This window comes from Paraburkholderia sp. J11-2, assembly GCF_905220185.1.
Taxonomy (GTDB): Bacteria; Pseudomonadota; Gammaproteobacteria; order Burkholderiales; family Burkholderiaceae; genus Paraburkholderia.
In genome coordinates, this window is sequence record NZ_CAJMYY010000005.1 from 300,546 (window position 1) to 317,728 (window position 17,183).

Sequence of the window (17,183 nt, forward strand, 5' to 3'; positions counted from 1 at the left end):
TGAACGCCGCCCTCAAGTTCACGGCATTTGCGCTAAGCGGTCCCGGACAACTTAGATTGCAAAGCGGGGACAGATATCGATTGCAAGTCGAATAATTTAACGAGCACGCGTCGGGCCAAGTTTTATTGCAACTGGAATGCACCTGTAAAAAATACAATCCCCTTTCTTTCAATGGCTTAGCGATGCCATGCAGGACAGGTATCGTTTGCGAGCCACCAGCACGCCTGCCAACGAAAAGGTTGAGGATTGCTGTCGAATTACACCAATCATGAGATAAATGGGGTCGAGATCTCGTCAACGTGGTAGTGATTGGGACGAAGCGGCAGGAAGGCGAGTCGACGTGTTTCGCGCGCGTGGCACGCGTGCATCCGCGCACGCATGCCGCCACCGCCGTCAAATCAGGGGCAACCGAGGCTCAGGCCGGCACACCCTCCATCGCGCGCCCGGAACGACCCCACGCCACCACGACGCCGAGACCGAGCACCGCCAGGCACACGATCGGCACGATCATCGGTCCGAATGCGGTGCCCGTGAGCTTGCCTGCGAGCGGCATGAGGTTCTGGCCAAAGAAGCCGCCGAGATTGCCGATCGAGTTGATGGCCGCCACGCTCGCCGCCGCTCGCGCGCCGGTGAAGTAGCGCGGCGGCATCGACCAGAAGCACGGGTACAGCAGCGGGATGCACGCGCCGCCGAGTACGAGCGCGATAAAACGCAGCGGCGTGGAAGGCAGCAGCAGACTCAACAGGAAGCTGAGCGTCCCCAGCGCAGCGACGATCGCCATCGTTCGAAGAATGCTTTTCGCGCGGCGCAGCTTCGACGGCAGCCACAGCAGCAGCAAGACCGCCAGTGCCCACGGCAGCATGCTCAACAGCCCGTTCACGCTGCTCGACACGCCAAACGACTTCACGAGCGTGGGCAGCCAGTAAGTCACGCCGTAGAGCGACGTCGACATCAGCATATAGGTCGCCGCGAACAGCATCACGCGCGGATCGAGCAGCGCCTTCCAGGGCTGTGCGTGTTCGGCGTGCTCGGGCTTCTCGCGCTCGTGCGCGGCCGCCACGATCTGCTTCTCGCGCTCGTTGAGGAAGCGCGCTTCCTGGTACGACGCCGGCAGCAGCCTGAACACGGCAATGCCGACCAGCACGGCGGGCAGGCCCGTGGCGATGAACACCCACTGCCAGCCGGCCAGGCCCCATACGCCGTTGAGGCTCAGCAGCCAGCCGCCCACGAGCGAGCCCAGCATGTTCGCGAGCGCACTGCCCAGCGTGAAGATGCCGAGCACGCGTGCGCGGTAGCTCTGCGGAAACCACAGCGTGAGGTAATAAATCACGCCCGGATAGAAGCCGGCTTCGGCCACGCCCAGCGCAAGGCGCAGCCCGCAGAACACCTTCATCGAGGTGGTGAAGCCCATCAGCACGGTAATCAAACCCCAGGTGAGCATGATGCGCGCGAGCCACACGCGCGCGCCGTAGCGATGCAGCGCGAGCGTGCTGGGCACTTCGAACAGCAGATAGCCGATGAAGAATAGCGACGAGGCAAGACCGAATGCCGTTTCGGTCATGTTGAGGCTGTGCACCATCTGCAACTTTGCGAAGCCGACGTTCTGCCGGTCGATGAAGGAGATCAGGAACATCACCACGAGGATCGGCATCAGGCGACGCGCGATCTTCGACATGACATCCCGCTCTTCAGCGGATTGTTGATCGACGGTTTTATCTGGATTCACTCTGTTCTCCTACGTTTATTTATTGGTTGCCTGCGCGCCCGCCTAAGACGGACGGAACTCCCCGAGCATCGGCACGAACATGTCGTTCCACGTGCGCGGTTTCGCCTTGATCGTGCCCACCATGTACAAAAAGTCCACGTACTCCATCAACTGCTCGGGCCAGACCGAAAAGCGCGACTCCGGCGCGGCGAGCGTCTGCACCACGTGCTCGCGCGATGCCCCGAAGCCCGACGAATCGACATAGATTTGCGCCGCCGCCGCTTTGTCCTGCGCGATCATCCGGTTCGCCTCGTCCAGCGCGTGAAGGAACGCGCGCACGAGCGCCGGTTCCGTATCGACGAGGCGCTTGGGCGCGAATACCACGTCGAGCGTAAGCGGCCCGAGCACGTCGACTGAATTGACCACGCGGTGTATGCCCGGCTGCTGCAATTCGAGTGTCGAAAATGGCGGCGATGCGAAATGGGCGGTAATGCCGCCCTCGTGCCGGATCAGCGACTGCATGGCCTGCGGATGTGGCAAGCCCACGGTGATCGAATCGAGCTGCGCGAAGTGCTGCGCGCCAAGCAGCTTGCTCGCCACCATTTGCAGCACGACGGCGGAAAGCGAGGTGCGAATGCCCGGCACCGCAATGCGGTCGGCGGACGTGAAGTCGTGCAGCGTCGCGATCTGCGGCCGGTTCGTGTTCAGCGAGAGCGCCGTGGCCGAAAGGCCGCTAATGCCGATCACCTCGACGTTCGGTATGCCGCGCGCCCGCGCCCACAGTTCGATGAACCCGGGCGCGCCCACGGCGGCGAAGTCGAGCGTGCCTGCCATCATGGCGTCGTCGACGGAATTGCCGCCGTCGAGCCTCAGCCACTCGACGCTCACGTCTACGAGCCCCTGACGGGCCGCATGGCGCTCGAAGAGCCGCATCTTTTCCATCACGAGCAGCGGCAGATACAGCAGGCCGTAGCCCTTCGAAATGCGCACCGTGCGCGGCGTGGCCCGCACCCAGGCAGGCGCGAGCGCAGCGGCGAGCGCCGCCGCGCCAAGCCCGGCCGCAACGAGTGCGCGCCGCCTCGGCGACTGCATGCGCATCTTGCCGTCTCCGGTGGTTCGTGTCGTAATCACGTCGCTGCATCTTCCATGGTTCGCGAGATTACCGGGCGAGTCTGAGAAAATGCTGAGAAAACACGGCTGGCAGACCTCGGGAAAACCCGCAATCGTACCCATGAAGATTTCGGCAGGAACGGCATCATGCGCATTCTGGTGGTAGAGGATGACGCGGAAATCGGCGCGGCGGTCCGCAGCCGCCTCACGCGTCTCGGTCACGCGGTGGACCTCGAAGCGAACGGCGCCACGGCGAACAGCCTGCTAGGCGTCGAGCGCTTCGACCTGGTCGTGCTCGACGTGATGCTTCCCGCCATGGACGGCTTCGCGATCCTGCGCAACCTGCGCGCGGCGGGCTCCACCACGCCCGTGCTGCTTCTCACCGCGCGCTCGGCCATCGACGATCGCGTGAGCGGGCTGGGCCTCGGCGCCGACGACTACCTCGTCAAGCCGTTCGACTATCGCGAACTCGAAGCGCGCGTGCAGGCGCTCCTGCGCCGCAACAGCGGGCACGCGAACGACGTCGTGAGGCTCGGCGGTCTTGCGATCGACCGCAGCAGCCGGCTCGCCGAACTCGACGGCAAAGCGCTTTCGCTCTCGCGTCAGGAATTCGCCTTGCTCGAAATCCTCGCCAGCCGTCCGCAACGCATTTTCCCGAAAGAGGAACTGCTGAACCAGTTGTTCAGCTATGGCAACGAGCCGACCGCGAACGCGGTCGAACAGTACGTCACGCGTTTGCGCAAGAAACTGCAAGGCAGCTCGGTCGAAATTCGCACCGCGCGCGGCATGGGATACCAAATTGCCGCGCTTTGACTGGTTCCCCAAAACGCTGCTCGGCCGCACGCTGCTCTTCATCGCGCTCGTGGTGGCGTCGGGCGCGGCGGCGCTCGCGGGCATCGCGCGCTATTACGCGGGGGTCGCTTCCGAGCGCGCCTACGATCAACTGCTTGCGGGCGCAACCATCCAGGTCGCCGAGAATCTCTATGTGCAGGGCGGCGTGCTCGCGCTCAATCCGCCGGTGGCCGCCCTCTCCACGCTCTCGCGCTATGACATCGTCTACTACAAGGTGGTCGATGCGCGCGGCCTCGTGGTAGCGGGTTATGGCGACCTTCCCGGTCCGGCCAACACGATGAGTGCGCGCCAGGGTCCGACATTCGCGAATGGGCGCTATCAGGGTGAGCGCGTGCGCACGGCCACCATCGGGCGCTACATGCCCGACGCGCGGCCGCCCGGCTGGGCCCTCGTTACGGTCGCGCAAACCACGCATGCGCGCCAGCAGCTCACGAACGACATGAGCTTCAAGGTCTGGACGCTGATTCTGCTGATGAGCGTGCTCGCCATTGGTGCGAGCGGTCTCGCGATCCGGCGCGGCCTGCGCCCGCTCGCGCAGATCGAGCAAATCATCGCCGCGCGCGATCCCGCCGACCTGCGGCCTGTGTCGCACGACACGCCGAGCGAGATCAACGCGCTGATCGGCGCGATCAACGGATTGATCGGGCGCCTCGCGGAACGCATGACGGCCATGCAGCGTTTTATCGCCGACGCCGCGCACCAGATGCGCACACCGATCGCGCGGCTCGACGCGCAAATCGAATTGCTCAGCACCGAGTCCGATCCCGTGCGCCACGCCGCACGGCTCGAAGCGTTGCGGGCCACCTGCTCGGACGTGGGCCGGCTCACCGGCCAGCTGCTCAATCACGCCATGGTGATTCATCGCACGGAAGTGGTGCCGTTGCAGCGCGTGGACCTGGCGAAGCTCGCGAGGGAAGTGCTGGGCCGCACGATCCCGCTCGCCGACGAACGCGACGTGAAGGTGGCGTTCGAAAGCAGCGCGCCGCAAGTGTGGATCGCGGGCGACGCCGTCAGCCTGCAGGAAGCGCTTTCGAACGTGCTGCACAACGCGCTGCTGCACGGCAAGGCCGACGATATCGTCGTGACCGTGAACGCTTCGCTGGAGGCTGTCACGCTGACCGTGACCGACAACGGCAGCGGCATTGCGCGCGAACACTGGGACGCCGCGTTGCGTCCGTTCGAGCGCATCGGCCAGGAAGGCGCGGAGCGCACGACGGGCTCCGGCCTTGGGCTCGCCATCGTACAAGCGGTGATGAAGGCGCACGGCGGCCGCGTGAACTTTGCGTTTCCCGCCGCGGGTGGGTTCGCCGTAGTGCTGACGTTTCCGCGCGCAGAAGACGAAGCGCCTCCCACTACGCCAATGTAAACGCCTCGCGAAAGCGCTGGAGCGCGAGTTCGGCGTCGCCGCTCGCCCAGGCTTCGAGGCCGATCGTGCCGCGATAGTCGAGCGCGGCAAGCGCACGTGCGATCACAGGATAGTGAATCTCGCCGGTGCCGGGCTCCTTGCGCCCCGGCACGTCGGCCACCTGAATCTCGCCGATATAAGGCGCGGCACGGCGCACGAGTTCGATCAGATTGCCCTCGCCGATCTGCGCGTGATAGAGATCGAGATTCAACCGCAGATGCGGATTGTCGATGGCCTTGATGAGCGCCAGCGTGTCGGCGGCGCGCGCGAACGGCACGCCCGGATGATCGACTTCAGTGTTGAGGTTTTCCAGGCAAAACACCACGTCGTGCCGCGCGCCCAGTTCGGCAATGCGTGCGAGCGTTTTCTGCGCGGCCAGCCACATTTCGCCGCTCACGACCGGCACCGGTATAACGGGCAAACCGTTGCCATCGAGCCCGGTGCCGTGCAGGTTAAGGCGTGGGCACGCAAGGCGCTTCGCCACTTCGATCGATTGCTCGGCCGTGCGCACAAGCGCATCGGCGCCGCGCTCGGTGATCAGGTCGCCTTCGATATAACCCGTCATCGACGAAAACTTCGCGCCGCTATGCGCCAGCGCGCCGATATCGTGCCGGGTCCAGTCCCAGATCTCGACCTCGAAGCCCAGTTCGCTGATACGCCTGACGCGCTCGATCACCGGCAAGTCACAAAAGACCATCTCCGCACACACTGCGAGAGTAAACATGGGTATCCCTTACTCAATCGGAAGATTCCAGGCCGGCGCCTGGCTGAGTCAAACGACCTTTACGCGGCCAGCAGTGCCATAGTAGTCCGACTTCGCGCCGCCTCCGCCGCGAAATGTCCAGTCTGGCTAAAGGGCCATCGATCAGCAGCTTGCCAAGCCGCGCTTCAATGGTCCGAAGGATGCGCCCGCGCATACATGCGCAATGCGAGCCAGCACACCGCTGCCCCAAGGCCGCCCACCACGCCGCCGAACGAGCCGACCCACGACACGCCAAAGCCGTTGGCGATATGGTTGCCCAGCAGCGCGCCCGCGCCGATCCCCACGTTATAGAGCCCGGAATAGATCGAGACCGCGAGGTCCGTGGCTTGCGGCGCGAGTTTGAGCACCCATGCCTGCATCGCAAGGCCAAAAGAAACGATCGCGCCGCCCCAGACCAGCGTATGAACCGACAACGTGACGATGCTCAACGCAGCGGGAAACAGGACGAGCAGACATACGCACACGGCGATCACAGCCGCCTGCAGGAATTGCGCAGGATCGCGCGGGTAAAGGCGATTGAAGCAAATGGCCGCTGGAATGCCTGCACCGCCAAACAGGATCAGGATATAGGTGATGCGCTGACTGCTTTCGTGACCCACGGTGTGAATGAACGGCTCGATATACGTATACGACGTGAAGTGCGCGGTCACGACGAGTATCGTCAGCAGATAAAGCGAGGCCAGCATCGGCTTTCTGAACAGCACGGGTACGCTGCTGAACGAGCCCGTTTGCTGGCTCGGCAAGGCGGGCAGCCACATGCGCAACATCAGCAGCGCAACCGCCGCCGCGCCCGCGATGACGAAGAAAGTCTGCCGCCAGCCCAGCGTCTCGCCAATCACGCGCCCAAGCGGAATGCCCGCCACCATCGCGATCGATGTGCCCATGCCGAGCATGGCGAGCGCACGGCTCTTGTTGCCGGGCGGCGCGAGCCTCACCACCAGCGAAACGGAGATCGACCAGAATATCGCGTGCGCAAATGCAATACCGACGCGGCCCACCATCAGCACCGTGAAATTCCACGCCACGCCGGTCACGATATGGCTGACGATGAAGAGCCCGAATATCCAGGTCAGCAGCTTGCGGCGTTCGACGTTGCGTGTGAGCAGCATCAAGGGCAGCGACGCCACGGCCACCGTCCACGCGTAGATCGTCAGCATGAGGCCGACGTCGGTCGGCTGCATGTTAAGGCTGTCGCCAATGGCACTCAGCAGCGCAACGGGCACGAACTCGGTCGTGTTGAAAATAAAGGCCGAAAGCGCCAGGACGAGCACGCCCCACCACGAGTGCCCGGAAGAGACCGGTTCAGGCGTCGACATACGAGAGATGCGGGAATCGATAAAGGGCAATTATCGCGTATCGCGCGTTTCAAGCTCTCCGAACCGTACAGTGCCTCTTCTGGCCCTCGCCGCAAGCAGCGAGGGCCGGCGCAGATCACTGGCTTACGCGAACCGCCGCGCGCCGGGCACGCAGTCCGAACGCATAGGCAAGCACGGCCGAAACAAGCAGCGTGGCGCTGACGAAATACAGCCCCAGTGAATAGTCGCCGCTCACGTCGCGCAACCGGCCAATCACCATCGGGCCGATCGTGCCGCCGATGAGGCTGCCCATCGCGTTGATGAGCGCAATGCCCGCGGCGGCGGCAGAGCCCGAGAGAAACTGCGTGGGCATGCTCCAGAGCGGCGGCTTCGCCGCGTTGATGCCGAAGTTCGCGATCGAGAGCCCGATGATCAGCACAATGACATTGGCGGCGTGACCGGACATCAGCATGCCGATGCCGGCCGCGAGACACGCAATCGCAACGTGCAGGCGGCGCTCGTTCGTGCGGTCCGAGTTGCGCGCCCAGAGCACCATCGTCACCACCGCGAACAGGTTCGGAATCGCGTTCACGATACCCAGTTCGAAGTAGCTGAAGCCGAAGCGGTGGATGATCATCGGCGCCCAGATGCCAATGGCGTAGAGTCCGGTCGACGTGCCCGCATAGACGAGCGCGAGCAGCAGCACGCGCGGGTCCTTCACTGCGCCCCACACGCTCGACTTGCTCTGTGCCGCTTTCGCTTCGCGCTCGCGCCGCATTTCGGCGCTCAGCCACTGGCGCTCGGCGGGCGCGAGCCACTGTGCGTCCTCGGGCCGGTCAGTCAAATAGAAGTACGAAACGATGCCGAGCAGCACGGTCGGCGCGCCTTCCACGAGGAAGAGCCACTGCCAGCCGTGCAGATGCGCCACGCCCTCCAGGTTCATGAGCGCGCCGGAAATGGGCGAGCCGATCATGTTCGAGAGCGGCGCGGCGGTCATGAACATGGCCGTGACGAATGCACGGTGGCGCGCGGGAAACCAGAAGCTCAGGTAAAGAATGATGCCTGGAAAGAAGCCCGCTTCAGCGAGACCGAGCACGAAACGCAGCGTATAAAAGCTGTATGGGCCCGTGACGAACGCCGTGGCTGCGGAAAGCAGACCCCATGCAACCATCAGCAGTGCGATCCATCTGCGCGCGCCAACGCGCTGCAACGCAAGGTTGGACGGCATGCCCGCCGCGATATAGCCGACGAAGAAAATCCCCGCGCCCACGCCGAACATGGCCTGCGTGAGCCCGATGTCGTGATTCATCGTGAGCCCCGCGAAGCCGACGTTCACGCGGTTCAAAAAACTCAGGAAATACAGGACGATGATGAACGGCGTGATGCGCCGTGAGACCTTGCGCACAACGCTGGGCTCCAGCGCGGCGGCGTCCTGCGGATGGACTGCGGCAATGCTCATGGGTTGTCTCCGTATGGGCGCACTTGCCGCGCATGGCGGTGAGTGCGCCCCTGTGCCGTTGCGCGCGATGCACGAACGGTCTGGTTATAGCAAGGGGATTAAGCGCGTTGCTGCTGCGCCGGCAGATCGATGCGGCACCACGGCTGCGTCGCCCAATGTTTCGCCTCGAAGGCGTCGATCGCTTCCTGCTGGCGCAGCGTCATACCGACCATGTCGAGCCCTTCCACGAGCATCTGCTTCTGCCGTGCCGGCAGCGAGAACGCATAGCGCTGCCCCGAAGGCGCGATCACCACTTCGTTGTCGACATCGATCGATACGTGTTTGTCGTCGCCGCTCGCGATCTCCGCGACCAGCGCCTCGATTTGTTCCGGCGGCAGCGTGACGAGCAGCAAGCGGTTGTTCGTCGAATTGAAGTAGAAAATCTCACCATAGCTCGGCGCGATCACGGCTTCGAAACCCGCCTGCTGCAAGCCCCACACGGCATGTTCGCGGCTCGATCCGCAGCCGAAGTTCGAGCCCCCGATCAGCACCTTCGCGTCGCGATACTCAGGACGATTGAGCACGAAATCCTCACGCACGCGGCCATCGGCAACGAAACGCAAGTCGTACAGCAGCCCGCGCGCGAGCCCCGATTTGTCGATGCCGAGCAGAAACTGCTTGGGCATGATCTGGTCGGTGTCGAGGTTGTTGACGGGCAGTGGCGCGGCAACGCCCGAGATCGTGAACGGCTTAGCCATGTGCAAGCTCCTTGCGAATGTCGACGATGCGGCCCGCCAGCGCGGCGGCGGCGGCCATTGCGGGGCTCATCAAATGCGTTTTGCTGTCGCGCCCCTGGCGCCCTTCGAAATTGCGGTTCGTCGTCGAGGCGCAGCGCTCGCCTGGCGCTAGCACGTCGTCGTTCATCGCGAGGCACATCGAGCAGCCCGGCTGACGCCACTCGAACCCCGCGTCGATCAGCGTCTGCGCAATGCCTTCGCGCTCCGCCTGGTCGCGCACCATACCCGAACCCGGCACGACCATCGCGCGCACCGTCGCGGCCACCTTGCGGCCGCGCACGACATGGGCGACGGCGCGCAGGTCCTCGATGCGCGCATTCGTGCAGGAGCCGATGAACACGCGGTCGATTGGCGTGCCCTCGATCGGCGCGCCTGCGGCGAGGCCGATGTAATCGAGCGCCTTGTGCAGCGTCGCGGCGTCGAGACCCGCGCCTTCGGCCGCTTCGGGAATGCGGCCGTCCACCGGCACGGCCTGGTCAGGGCTCGTGCCCCATGTCACGTAGGGTGCAACGCGCGCGGCGTCGAAGCGATGCTCGATATCGAAATGCGCGTCGTCATCGGAGCGCAGTTTCGACCATGCGTTGCATGCGGCGTCGAGCGTCTTTGCATCGAGGTCGCGCACCTTGCTGGCCACGTAGTCGAGCGTCGTGCGATCGGGCGCGATCAGCGCGGCGCGCGCGCCCGCCTCCACGGTCATGTTGCACAGGGTCATGCGCGCCTCGGCTGAGAGCCCGGCAATGGCTTCGCCCGCATATTCCACGGCGTAGCCGCGTGCGCCCTGCGCGCCGATCTTCGCAATGATGTGCAGCACGAGATCCTTCGATGTCGTCCCCGGCGGCAGCGCGCCGTCCACGACGATGCGCATGTCCTTTGCGACGCGGTACACCAGCGTCTGCGTCGCCAACACGTGTTCGACTTCCGAGGTGCCGATGCCGAACCCGAGCGCGCCCAGTGCGCCGTAAGTCGTCGTGTGGCTGTCGCCGCACAGCACGACCATGCCAGGACGAATCAGACCGATTTCGGGCGCGACCACATGCTCAATGCCCTGCATCGGGTCGTGGATATCGAACAGATGAATGCCCTGCTCCACGCAATTGTGTGTGAAGTTCGCGGCCTGCTTCGCGGCATCGACGATCTCGATCGTGCGTGCGGCTACCGCCACCGGCTTGCTGGGAATGACGTGATCGACCACGCCCATCTGCTGGCGCGGGCGGCGCACGCGCAGGCCCTTCTCATGCAAGCCCGCGAACGCTTGCGGGCTCGTGTACTCGTTCATGATGTGCAGATCGGCGTAGAGCAGAACGTGCTCGGCGTCGATGATCGATACGGTGTGCGAATCAACCAGTTTCCGGTAAAGCGTTTGTGAGGACATAATGAAGCCCGACTAAAAAATGACGATCGAATCAGCGCTGCAGAAAAGGCAGCACGCGTTCGAGGAGCAACTGGGGCGCTTCTTCCGCGATGTAGTGGCCACACGGCAGCGCCTCGCCGCTTACGTTCGCGTTCCAGCTACGCCACTCCGCCAGCGGATCGAAGCACTGGCCAACCGTGCCCTGCGCGCCCCACAGCGCGAGGGACGGGCACTCGATGCGCTTGCCCGCCGCCAGATCCGTGCGGTCGTGTTCGAGGTCGATCGTGATCGACGCCCGATAGTCCTCGCAGATTCCGTGTGCGGTTGCGGGGTCCGAAAGGCAGCGCCAATATTCCGCGTAGGCCTCGGGCGCGAAAGGCGCGAGCCCCGCGCTACGCGCGCCCATGGTCTGCTTCAAATACAGATCGGGGTCGGCGCGGATAAGCGTTTCCGGAAACGGCGCCGGGCGCACGAGAAAGAACCAGTGCCAGTAAGCACGCGCGAACTCGAACGACGTCTGTTCGTACATCGCGACCGTTGGCGCGACGTCGAGGGTCACGAGTTGCGTGACCACGTCCGGATGATCGATCGCCATGCGCGCGGCGACACGACCGCCCCGGTCATGGCCCATCACCGCAAACGAAGCGAAGCCGAGGCCGCGCATGAGCCCAACCTGATCGAGCGCCATGCGGCGCTTCGAATAGTTGGCGTGGTCGGACGTGCCCTGCGGTTTGCCGCTGTCACCGTAACCGCGCAGGTCGGCGGCAACGACCGTGAAGTGCTCCGCGAGCGTGGGCGCCACCTTGTGCCAGATGGCATGCGTTTGCGGATGGCCGTGCAGGAGCAGCAGCGCCGGGCCGCGTCCGCCCTTGATTGCGTGAATGCGGACGCCTTCAATGTCCGCCGACACGTTGGTGAAACCTTCGAACATGCTTGTCTCCCGAGGTTGCATGCAGTCTAATTGATGCCTTGGGCGATTGGGTTTCCGCAAAAGCAATCCGGTCGTAACTTTCAGGAACGAATCACGCACGGCAACGGGAGCGGCTCGATGGACGCGTTTTCCGATCTGAATCTCTTTGCGCTCGTGGCGCGCAACCGCAATCTGGCGGCGGCCGCGCGCGAACTGGGCGTCACGCCGCCCGCTGTGAGCAAGCGTCTCGCGCAACTGGAGCAGCGCCTGGGCGTGCGGCTCGTGAACCGCACCACCCGGCGTCTTTCGCTCACGCCGGAAGGCGAGTTGTATCTCGCGAATGGCTCGCGCATCCTCGACGAGCTCTCGGAGCTGGAGCAGCTCGTCACGCGCAGCCGCGGCGAACCGGCCGGGCTGCTGCGCGTGAACGCGTCGTTCGGTTTTGGCCGCGCGCACGTCGCGCCCGCGGTTTCCGCTTACGTCGAGCGGTTTCCCTCGATGAAAATCCAGCTGCAATTGACGGAGCGCCCGCTCAGCCTGCAGGAAGAAGGCTTCGATCTCGGCATTCGCTTCGGCGAGGTGCCCGACGCGCGCATCAACGCGCGTTTGCTGCTGAAAAATCAGCGCATCGTGTGCGCTTCGCCGGCGTATTTGAAACGGCATGGCAATCCATCGGCACCGCACGATCTGACACGCCACGCGTGCATCGTGCTGCGCGAAAACGACTCGGCATACGGCACCTGGCACTTTTCGCGCGGCAAGCGCACGGAAACCGTGAAGGTCGACGGCGCGCTCTCGAGCAACGACGGCAGCACCGTGCTGCGCTGGGCGCTCGACGGACGCGGCATTGTCGTGCGCTCGCAGTGGGAAATCGGCGAGCACATCGAGCGCGGCGAACTCGTGCCGCTGCTTGCCGAATGGTCGCTGCCGAACGCCGATATTCATGCGATCTATCTCGAGCGCAACAAGCTTTCGGCGAAGCTGCGCAGTTTCGTCGAGTTTCTCGGCGACTATCTGCGCGATGCGGTTGGCGCGGAAATGGCTTAGCCACGCCGGGCCGCACACCCTCGCGTCGTCGATCAGGCGTTCTCTCTATACTCTTTCGCGTGCCTTGCGCCTCTTTCCATGAGGCTCAGGTTCGGGCACGTTCCACCTGCATTGCCCATCCCTGGACGCCGTCACGTACTGCCGCGCGAAACGCGACTGCGCGCGCATGCGCGCCGGCGTCTGTCTGCTTCGTGATGCTGTAGTTAGAAACTGGAGAGTTTCCAATGAGCACCTTCACCACCCGCGATGGCACGTCGATCTATTACAAGGACTGGGGCAGCGGGAAGCCCGTCGTTTTCTCCCACGGCTGGCCGCTCACGGCCGACGCCTGGGACGCCCAAATGCTCTTTCTCGTGCAAAACGGCTTTCGCACGATCGCGCACGACCGCCGCGGCCACGGCCGCTCCGAGCAGCCCGCCAAGGGCAACGACATGGACACGTGGGCCGACGACCTCGCCGACCTGCTCGACAAGCTCGACGTGAAGGACGCCACGCTCGTTGGCCACTCCACGGGCGGCGGCGAAGTCGCGCGCTATATTGGCCGCCACGGCACGAAGCGCGTGTCGGGCGCGGTGCTGATCGGCGCGGTGCCGCCCATCATGATCAAGAGCGAGAAGAATCCGGGCGGCCTGCCCAAAGATGTGTTCGACGGCATCCGCAAGGGCGTGATCGACGATCGCTCGCAGTTCTTCAAGGACCTGGCTGTGCCGTTCTACGGCTACAACCGCAGCGGCGCAAAAGTCTCGCAGGGCGTGATCGACTCGTTCTGGCAGCAGGGCATGTGGGGCGGCATCCTCGCGTTGCATGACTGCGTGCACGAGTTCTCCGAAGTCGATTACACGGAGGACCTCAAGAAGTTCGACGTGCCCACGCTGATCCTGCACGGCGACGACGACCAGATCGTGCCGATCGACGACGCCGGCAAGCTCTCCGCGAAAATCGTCAAGGACGCGACGCTCAAGATCTACCCGGGCGCCCCGCACGGCATGTGCACGACGCTGGCCGATCAGGTCAACGCCGACTTGCTCGCGTTCCTCAATCGCAAGTAATGCGGTGCGCGGCGTGCCCGCTTGATGTGCCCATTTAGCGCGCGCACGCCGTAAGCGCCTCGACGTATTGCGCCTGCCACGCCGGATCCTGTGCGAACGCCGCGAGGTCCGCGTGCAGGTCATTCGCGTAGGCCGCAATACACGCGCGGTTGTTCACCTCCACGGCACGCGGCATGTAAAGAATTGCCGCGACGACCGCTCCCACCGCCAGCGCGGCGATCGCCACGCCAATTGCCCAACGCCAGGCCTCCTCCGCCGTCCCTTTCAGCGCCGCTTCGCTCATCGTTCTTCTCCTTATTGATTAGCAAGACAATCATTGAGGTTTTAAAAAAGGCGCGAACGCCTCAGGCGAGACCCTTGCGCATCTTGCGCATGCCGGTGACCGTCGACTCGAACAGGTCCGAGCCCACTTGCGCACGCAGGCGGCGCGCGACTTCGGCGCTCGCACCGTTGATCGGGCCGTCGAGCGCCGCGCCGCTCGCCGTGGGAAAGAGACCCCATTCGCGGGCGTCGGCCTCGCCCTGGCGGCGCTCGAGCAGGTCCTTCTCGCACAGGGTGTCCACGAGGCGCGTGGCCGTGGGCCGCGCAATGCCGAGCGTTTGCGCGACATCGCTCGCCAGGCACCCAGGCTTGGCCAGCACCACGCGCAGCACGAAGCCTTGCGCGGGCGTGAGGCCGAACGGCGCGTAAGCGGCGCTCCACTCGCGCTCGACGAGCCGCGCGAGCGCCGACGAATTGAAGTAAAGGCAATGATCGAACATGGAACGAATGAGACCACGAATTGATTAGCAAGGCAACCGTTATTGCGCGCTCGAGCGAGGCTGACGGAGCAAAATTCTTATATAAGACTCCCCGATTCACTTCTCTTTTCACAAGGGTCTTTACCAACTTGACACATTATCAAGGGTACGATCCACAAAATCTCAGGGCGGTGAGCGAATCCCCGGAATCACCCTGCAAAGCCTTATGCAACGGGGCTCCAGCGCGGAAACGTTTTCAGCGCGCGGCCGGCCAATCAAGGCAAACGCTCCGACTTTCTGGTCAATTAACATTGCGCAAGCACATTCCACGATATGAAATACATGCACTGTTGGCCCCCGGCCGGCTGCAAATTCAGGCAAAATCCAGGTGTTTCGCCGACTGCGCGCAGCCGGTGGTGTTATCACCCCGTTTTTGAACCCCGCCAAGAAGCCGATGAGTACCCAGCAACCCACCATCATCTATACCCTGACCGATGAAGCGCCGCTGCTCGCCACCAGCGCGTTTCTGCCGATCATCCGCACCTTCGCTGCGCCGGCCGGCGTGAACGTCGAGACCAGCGATATCTCCGTTGCGGGCCGTATCCTCGGCGAGTTCCCGGAATTCCTCACGGAAGACCAGCGCGTGCCGGACAATCTGGCCGAACTGGGCCGTCTCACGCAGTTGCCGGAAACGAACATCATCAAGCTGCCGAACATCAGCGCATCGGTGCCGCAGCTCGTCGCCGCGATCAAGGAACTCCAGGGCAAGGGCTACAAGGTCCCTGACTTCCCCGAAGATCCGAAGACCGACGAAGAAAAGTCCATCCAGAAGCGCTATTCGAAGTGCCTCGGCTCGGCCGTGAACCCGGTGCTGCGCGAAGGCAACTCGGACCGCCGCGCACCGCTCGCAGTGAAGAACTACGCGAAGAAGCACCCGCACAGCATGGGTGAGTGGAGCATGGCTTCGCGCACCCACGTCGCGCACATGAAGCACGGCGACTTCTATCACGGCGAAAAGTCGATCACGAACGACAAGGACCGTGAAGTCCGCATGGAGCTCGTGACGAAGGGCGGCGAGACCATCGTGCTCAAGCCGAAGGTCAAGCTGCAAGCCGGCGAGATCGTCGACAGCATGTTCATGAGCAAGAAGCACCTGCTGGCCTTCTACGAAGAGCAGATGGAAGACGCACGCAAGACCGGCGTCATGCTCTCGCTGCACGTGAAGGCGACCATGATGAAGGTTTCGCACCCCATCGTGTTCGGCCACGCCGTGCGCACGTTCTACAAGGACGCGTTCGCGAAGCACGCCAAGCTGTTCGAACAGCTCGGCGTGAACGTCAACAACGGCCTCGTCGATCTCTACACGAAGATCGAAACGCTGCCGGAATCGCAGCGCGAAGAAGTCATTCGCGACATGCACGCTTGCCACGAGCACCGTCCGGCGCTCGCCATGGTCGACTCGGCCAAGGGCATCTCGAACCTGCACGCACCGAACGACGTGATCGTCGACGCTTCGATGCCGGCCATGATCCGCGCAGGCGGCAAGATGTGGGGCGCCGACGGCCGTCCGGCCGACACGAAGTGCCTGATTCCGGAAAGCACGTTCGCGCGCATCTACCAGGAAATCATCAACTTCTGCAAGACCAACGGCGCATTCGACCCGCGCACGATGGGCACGGTGCCGAACGTCGGCCTGATGGCGCAGAAGGCTGAAGAGTACGGTTCGCACGACAAGACGTTCGAGATCCCGCAAGACGGCACGGCGCGCATCGTCGACAACGCCACGGGCGAAGTCCTCGAAGCCCTCACGCAGCCCGTCGAGCAAGGCGACATCTGGCGTATGTGTCTCGTGAAGGACGCGCCGATCCGCGACTGGGTCAAGCTCGCCGTCACGCGCGCGAAGAACTCGAACACGCCGGCCGTGTTCTGGCTCGACCCGTACCGTCCGCACGAAAACGAAGTGATCAAGAAGGTCGAAACGTACCTGAAGGATTACGACACGAACGGCCTCGACATCCAGATCATGTCGCAAGTCCGTGCGATGCGTTACACGCTCGAGCGCGTGATCCGCGGTCTGGACACGATCTCGGTCACCGGCAACATCCTGCGCGACTACCTGACCGACCTGTTCCCGATCATGGAATTGGGCACCTCGGCGAAGATGCTCTCGATCGTTCCGCTGATGGCGGGTGGCGGCATGTACGAAACGGGTGCAGGCGGCTCGGCTCCGAAGCACGTGCAGCAGCTGGTTCAGGAAGACCACCTGCGCTGGGACTCGCTCGGCGAATTCCTCGCGCTGGCTGTGTCGCTGGAAGACCTCGGCATCAAGACGAACAACGCGCGCGCCAAGCTGCTCGCGAAGACGCTCGACGCCGCCACCGGCAAGCTGCTCGACAACAACAAGGGCCCGTCGCCGAAGACCGGCGAGCTGGACAACCGCGGCAGCCAGTTCTACCTCTCGATGTACTGGGCACAGGAACTGGCCGCGCAGAAGGACGACGCGGAACTCGCAGCGCAATTCGCACCGCTCGCGAAGGCACTGGCCGACAACGAGCAGACGATCGTTGCCGAGCTGGCTGCGGTTCAGGGCAAGCCGGTCGACATCGGCGGCTACTACAAGCCGGACTTCGTGAAGCTCGCTGAAGTCATGCGCCCGAGCACGACGTTCAACGCCGCGCTCGCAGCCGTTGCGAAGTAATTGATGGAACCCGCCCCTGCGCT

15 protein-coding genes are annotated in these 17,183 nt (G+C 63.8%); 5 read left to right on the top strand and 10 right to left on the bottom strand.

Features of this window, described 5'->3' with window-relative positions; genetic code table 11:
- Positions 1-415 precede the first annotated feature (415 nt).
- Both U5A57_RS09810 and U5A57_RS09815 read right to left on the bottom strand, forming a co-directional pair.
- The gene (locus tag U5A57_RS09810) at positions 416-1,675 is read right to left on the bottom strand and encodes an MFS transporter (protein ID WP_321936607.1); all 1,260 of its coding nucleotides are present in this window, start codon (positions 1,673-1,675) and stop codon (positions 416-418) included.
- 93 nt (positions 1,676-1,768) lie between these two features.
- Positions 1,769-2,797: an ABC transporter substrate-binding protein gene (locus U5A57_RS09815; RefSeq protein ID WP_321910419.1), complete on the bottom strand. Its 1,029-nt coding sequence runs from the start codon at positions 2,795-2,797 to the stop codon at positions 1,769-1,771.
- A 165-nt stretch (positions 2,798-2,962) separates the two neighbouring features.
- Here U5A57_RS09815 and U5A57_RS09820 point away from each other — a divergent pair, with 165 nt between their 5' ends.
- Both U5A57_RS09820 and U5A57_RS09825 read left to right on the top strand, forming a co-directional pair.
- Positions 2,963-3,628, top strand: a complete 666-nt coding sequence (locus U5A57_RS09820) for a response regulator transcription factor (RefSeq protein WP_321910299.1) — start codon at positions 2,963-2,965, stop codon at positions 3,626-3,628.
- On the top strand, positions 3,615-5,033 hold the full coding sequence (locus tag U5A57_RS09825; RefSeq protein ID WP_321910301.1) for a sensor histidine kinase: 1,419 nt from the start codon (positions 3,615-3,617) through the stop codon (positions 5,031-5,033). Before U5A57_RS09820 ends, U5A57_RS09825 begins: the two co-directional genes overlap by 14 nt.
- On the opposite strand, the gene U5A57_RS09830 is transcribed toward U5A57_RS09825, so the two are convergent.
- The 6 genes from U5A57_RS09830 to U5A57_RS09855 all read right to left on the bottom strand — a co-directional run bounded on the left by U5A57_RS09830 (position 5,020) and on the right by U5A57_RS09855 (position 11,647).
- A complete protein-coding gene (locus U5A57_RS09830) occupies positions 5,020-5,796 on the bottom strand; it encodes a TIM barrel protein (protein WP_321910303.1) in 777 nt (258 codons plus the stop codon). The genes U5A57_RS09825 and U5A57_RS09830 overlap by 14 nt on opposite strands.
- A 164-nt stretch (positions 5,797-5,960) precedes the next feature.
- Complete coding sequence (locus U5A57_RS09835) at positions 5,961-7,151, bottom strand: sugar transporter (protein WP_321910305.1); 1,191 nt, start codon at positions 7,149-7,151, stop codon at positions 5,961-5,963.
- Between the two features lie 115 nt (positions 7,152-7,266).
- The gene (locus U5A57_RS09840; protein WP_321910307.1) at positions 7,267-8,589 is read right to left on the bottom strand and encodes an MFS transporter; all 1,323 of its coding nucleotides are present in this window, start codon (positions 8,587-8,589) and stop codon (positions 7,267-7,269) included.
- A 98-nt stretch (positions 8,590-8,687) separates the two neighbouring features.
- Complete coding sequence (gene leuD / locus U5A57_RS09845; protein WP_321910308.1) at positions 8,688-9,326, bottom strand: 3-isopropylmalate dehydratase small subunit; 639 nt, start codon at positions 9,324-9,326, stop codon at positions 8,688-8,690.
- Complete coding sequence (gene leuC / locus U5A57_RS09850) at positions 9,319-10,737, bottom strand: 3-isopropylmalate dehydratase large subunit (protein ID WP_321910311.1); 1,419 nt, start codon at positions 10,735-10,737, stop codon at positions 9,319-9,321. Before leuC ends, leuD begins: the two co-directional genes overlap by 8 nt.
- Before the next feature lie 31 nt (positions 10,738-10,768).
- The gene (locus U5A57_RS09855; protein WP_321910313.1) at positions 10,769-11,647 is read right to left on the bottom strand and encodes an alpha/beta hydrolase; all 879 of its coding nucleotides are present in this window, start codon (positions 11,645-11,647) and stop codon (positions 10,769-10,771) included.
- 117 nt (positions 11,648-11,764) lie between these two features.
- Here U5A57_RS09855 and U5A57_RS09860 point away from each other — a divergent pair, with 117 nt between their 5' ends.
- Together U5A57_RS09860 and U5A57_RS09865 are read left to right on the top strand one after the other, a co-directional pair.
- The gene (locus U5A57_RS09860) at positions 11,765-12,673 is read left to right on the top strand and encodes a LysR family transcriptional regulator (RefSeq protein ID WP_321910314.1); all 909 of its coding nucleotides are present in this window, start codon (positions 11,765-11,767) and stop codon (positions 12,671-12,673) included.
- Between the two features lie 224 nt (positions 12,674-12,897).
- Positions 12,898-13,722: an alpha/beta hydrolase gene (locus U5A57_RS09865; protein WP_321910316.1), complete on the top strand. Its 825-nt coding sequence runs from the start codon at positions 12,898-12,900 to the stop codon at positions 13,720-13,722.
- A gap of 34 nt (positions 13,723-13,756) precedes the next feature.
- On the opposite strand, the gene U5A57_RS09870 is transcribed toward U5A57_RS09865, so the two are convergent.
- Together U5A57_RS09870 and U5A57_RS09875 are read right to left on the bottom strand one after the other, a co-directional pair.
- Complete coding sequence (locus U5A57_RS09870; protein ID WP_321910318.1) at positions 13,757-14,005, bottom strand: hypothetical protein; 249 nt, start codon at positions 14,003-14,005, stop codon at positions 13,757-13,759.
- Positions 14,006-14,066: 61 nt separating this feature from the next.
- The gene (locus tag U5A57_RS09875) at positions 14,067-14,483 is read right to left on the bottom strand and encodes a MarR family winged helix-turn-helix transcriptional regulator (RefSeq protein ID WP_321910319.1); all 417 of its coding nucleotides are present in this window, start codon (positions 14,481-14,483) and stop codon (positions 14,067-14,069) included.
- Between the two features lie 433 nt (positions 14,484-14,916).
- Here U5A57_RS09875 and U5A57_RS09880 point away from each other — a divergent pair, with 433 nt between their 5' ends.
- Positions 14,917-17,160, top strand: coding sequence for an NADP-dependent isocitrate dehydrogenase (locus U5A57_RS09880; protein WP_321910322.1), 2,244 nt, complete (start codon positions 14,917-14,919; stop codon positions 17,158-17,160).
- Positions 17,161-17,183: the final 23 nt, after the last annotated feature.

Excerpts from the sequence above, each read along its gene's own strand:
- U5A57_RS09820 (WP_321910299.1), top strand. The coding sequence starts at position 2,963 with ATGCGCATTCTGGTGGTAGAGGATGACGCGGAAATCGGCGCGGCGGTC.
- U5A57_RS09840 (WP_321910307.1), bottom strand. The coding sequence starts at position 8,589 with ATGAGCATTGCCGCAGTCCATCCGCAGGACGCCGCCGCGCTGGAGCCC.
- U5A57_RS09810 (WP_321936607.1), bottom strand. The coding sequence starts at position 1,675 with ATGTCGAAGATCGCGCGTCGCCTGATGCCGATCCTCGTGGTGATGTTC.
- U5A57_RS09835 (WP_321910305.1), bottom strand. The coding sequence starts at position 7,151 with ATGTCGACGCCTGAACCGGTCTCTTCCGGGCACTCGTGGTGGGGCGTG.
- U5A57_RS09865 (WP_321910316.1), top strand. The coding sequence starts at position 12,898 with ATGAGCACCTTCACCACCCGCGATGGCACGTCGATCTATTACAAGGAC.
- leuD (WP_321910308.1), bottom strand. The coding sequence starts at position 9,326 with ATGGCTAAGCCGTTCACGATCTCGGGCGTTGCCGCGCCACTGCCCGTC.
- U5A57_RS09815 (WP_321910419.1), bottom strand. The coding sequence starts at position 2,797 with ATGCAGTCGCCGAGGCGGCGCGCACTCGTTGCGGCCGGGCTTGGCGCG.
- U5A57_RS09870 (WP_321910318.1), bottom strand. The coding sequence starts at position 14,005 with ATGAGCGAAGCGGCGCTGAAAGGGACGGCGGAGGAGGCCTGGCGTTGG.
- U5A57_RS09875 (WP_321910319.1), bottom strand. The coding sequence starts at position 14,483 with ATGTTCGATCATTGCCTTTACTTCAATTCGTCGGCGCTCGCGCGGCTC.
- U5A57_RS09855 (WP_321910313.1), bottom strand. The coding sequence starts at position 11,647 with ATGTTCGAAGGTTTCACCAACGTGTCGGCGGACATTGAAGGCGTCCGC.
- U5A57_RS09830 (WP_321910303.1), bottom strand. The coding sequence starts at position 5,796 with ATGTTTACTCTCGCAGTGTGTGCGGAGATGGTCTTTTGTGACTTGCCG.
- U5A57_RS09880 (WP_321910322.1), top strand. The coding sequence starts at position 14,917 with ATGAGTACCCAGCAACCCACCATCATCTATACCCTGACCGATGAAGCG.
- U5A57_RS09860 (WP_321910314.1), top strand. The coding sequence starts at position 11,765 with ATGGACGCGTTTTCCGATCTGAATCTCTTTGCGCTCGTGGCGCGCAAC.
- leuC (WP_321910311.1), bottom strand. The coding sequence starts at position 10,737 with ATGTCCTCACAAACGCTTTACCGGAAACTGGTTGATTCGCACACCGTA.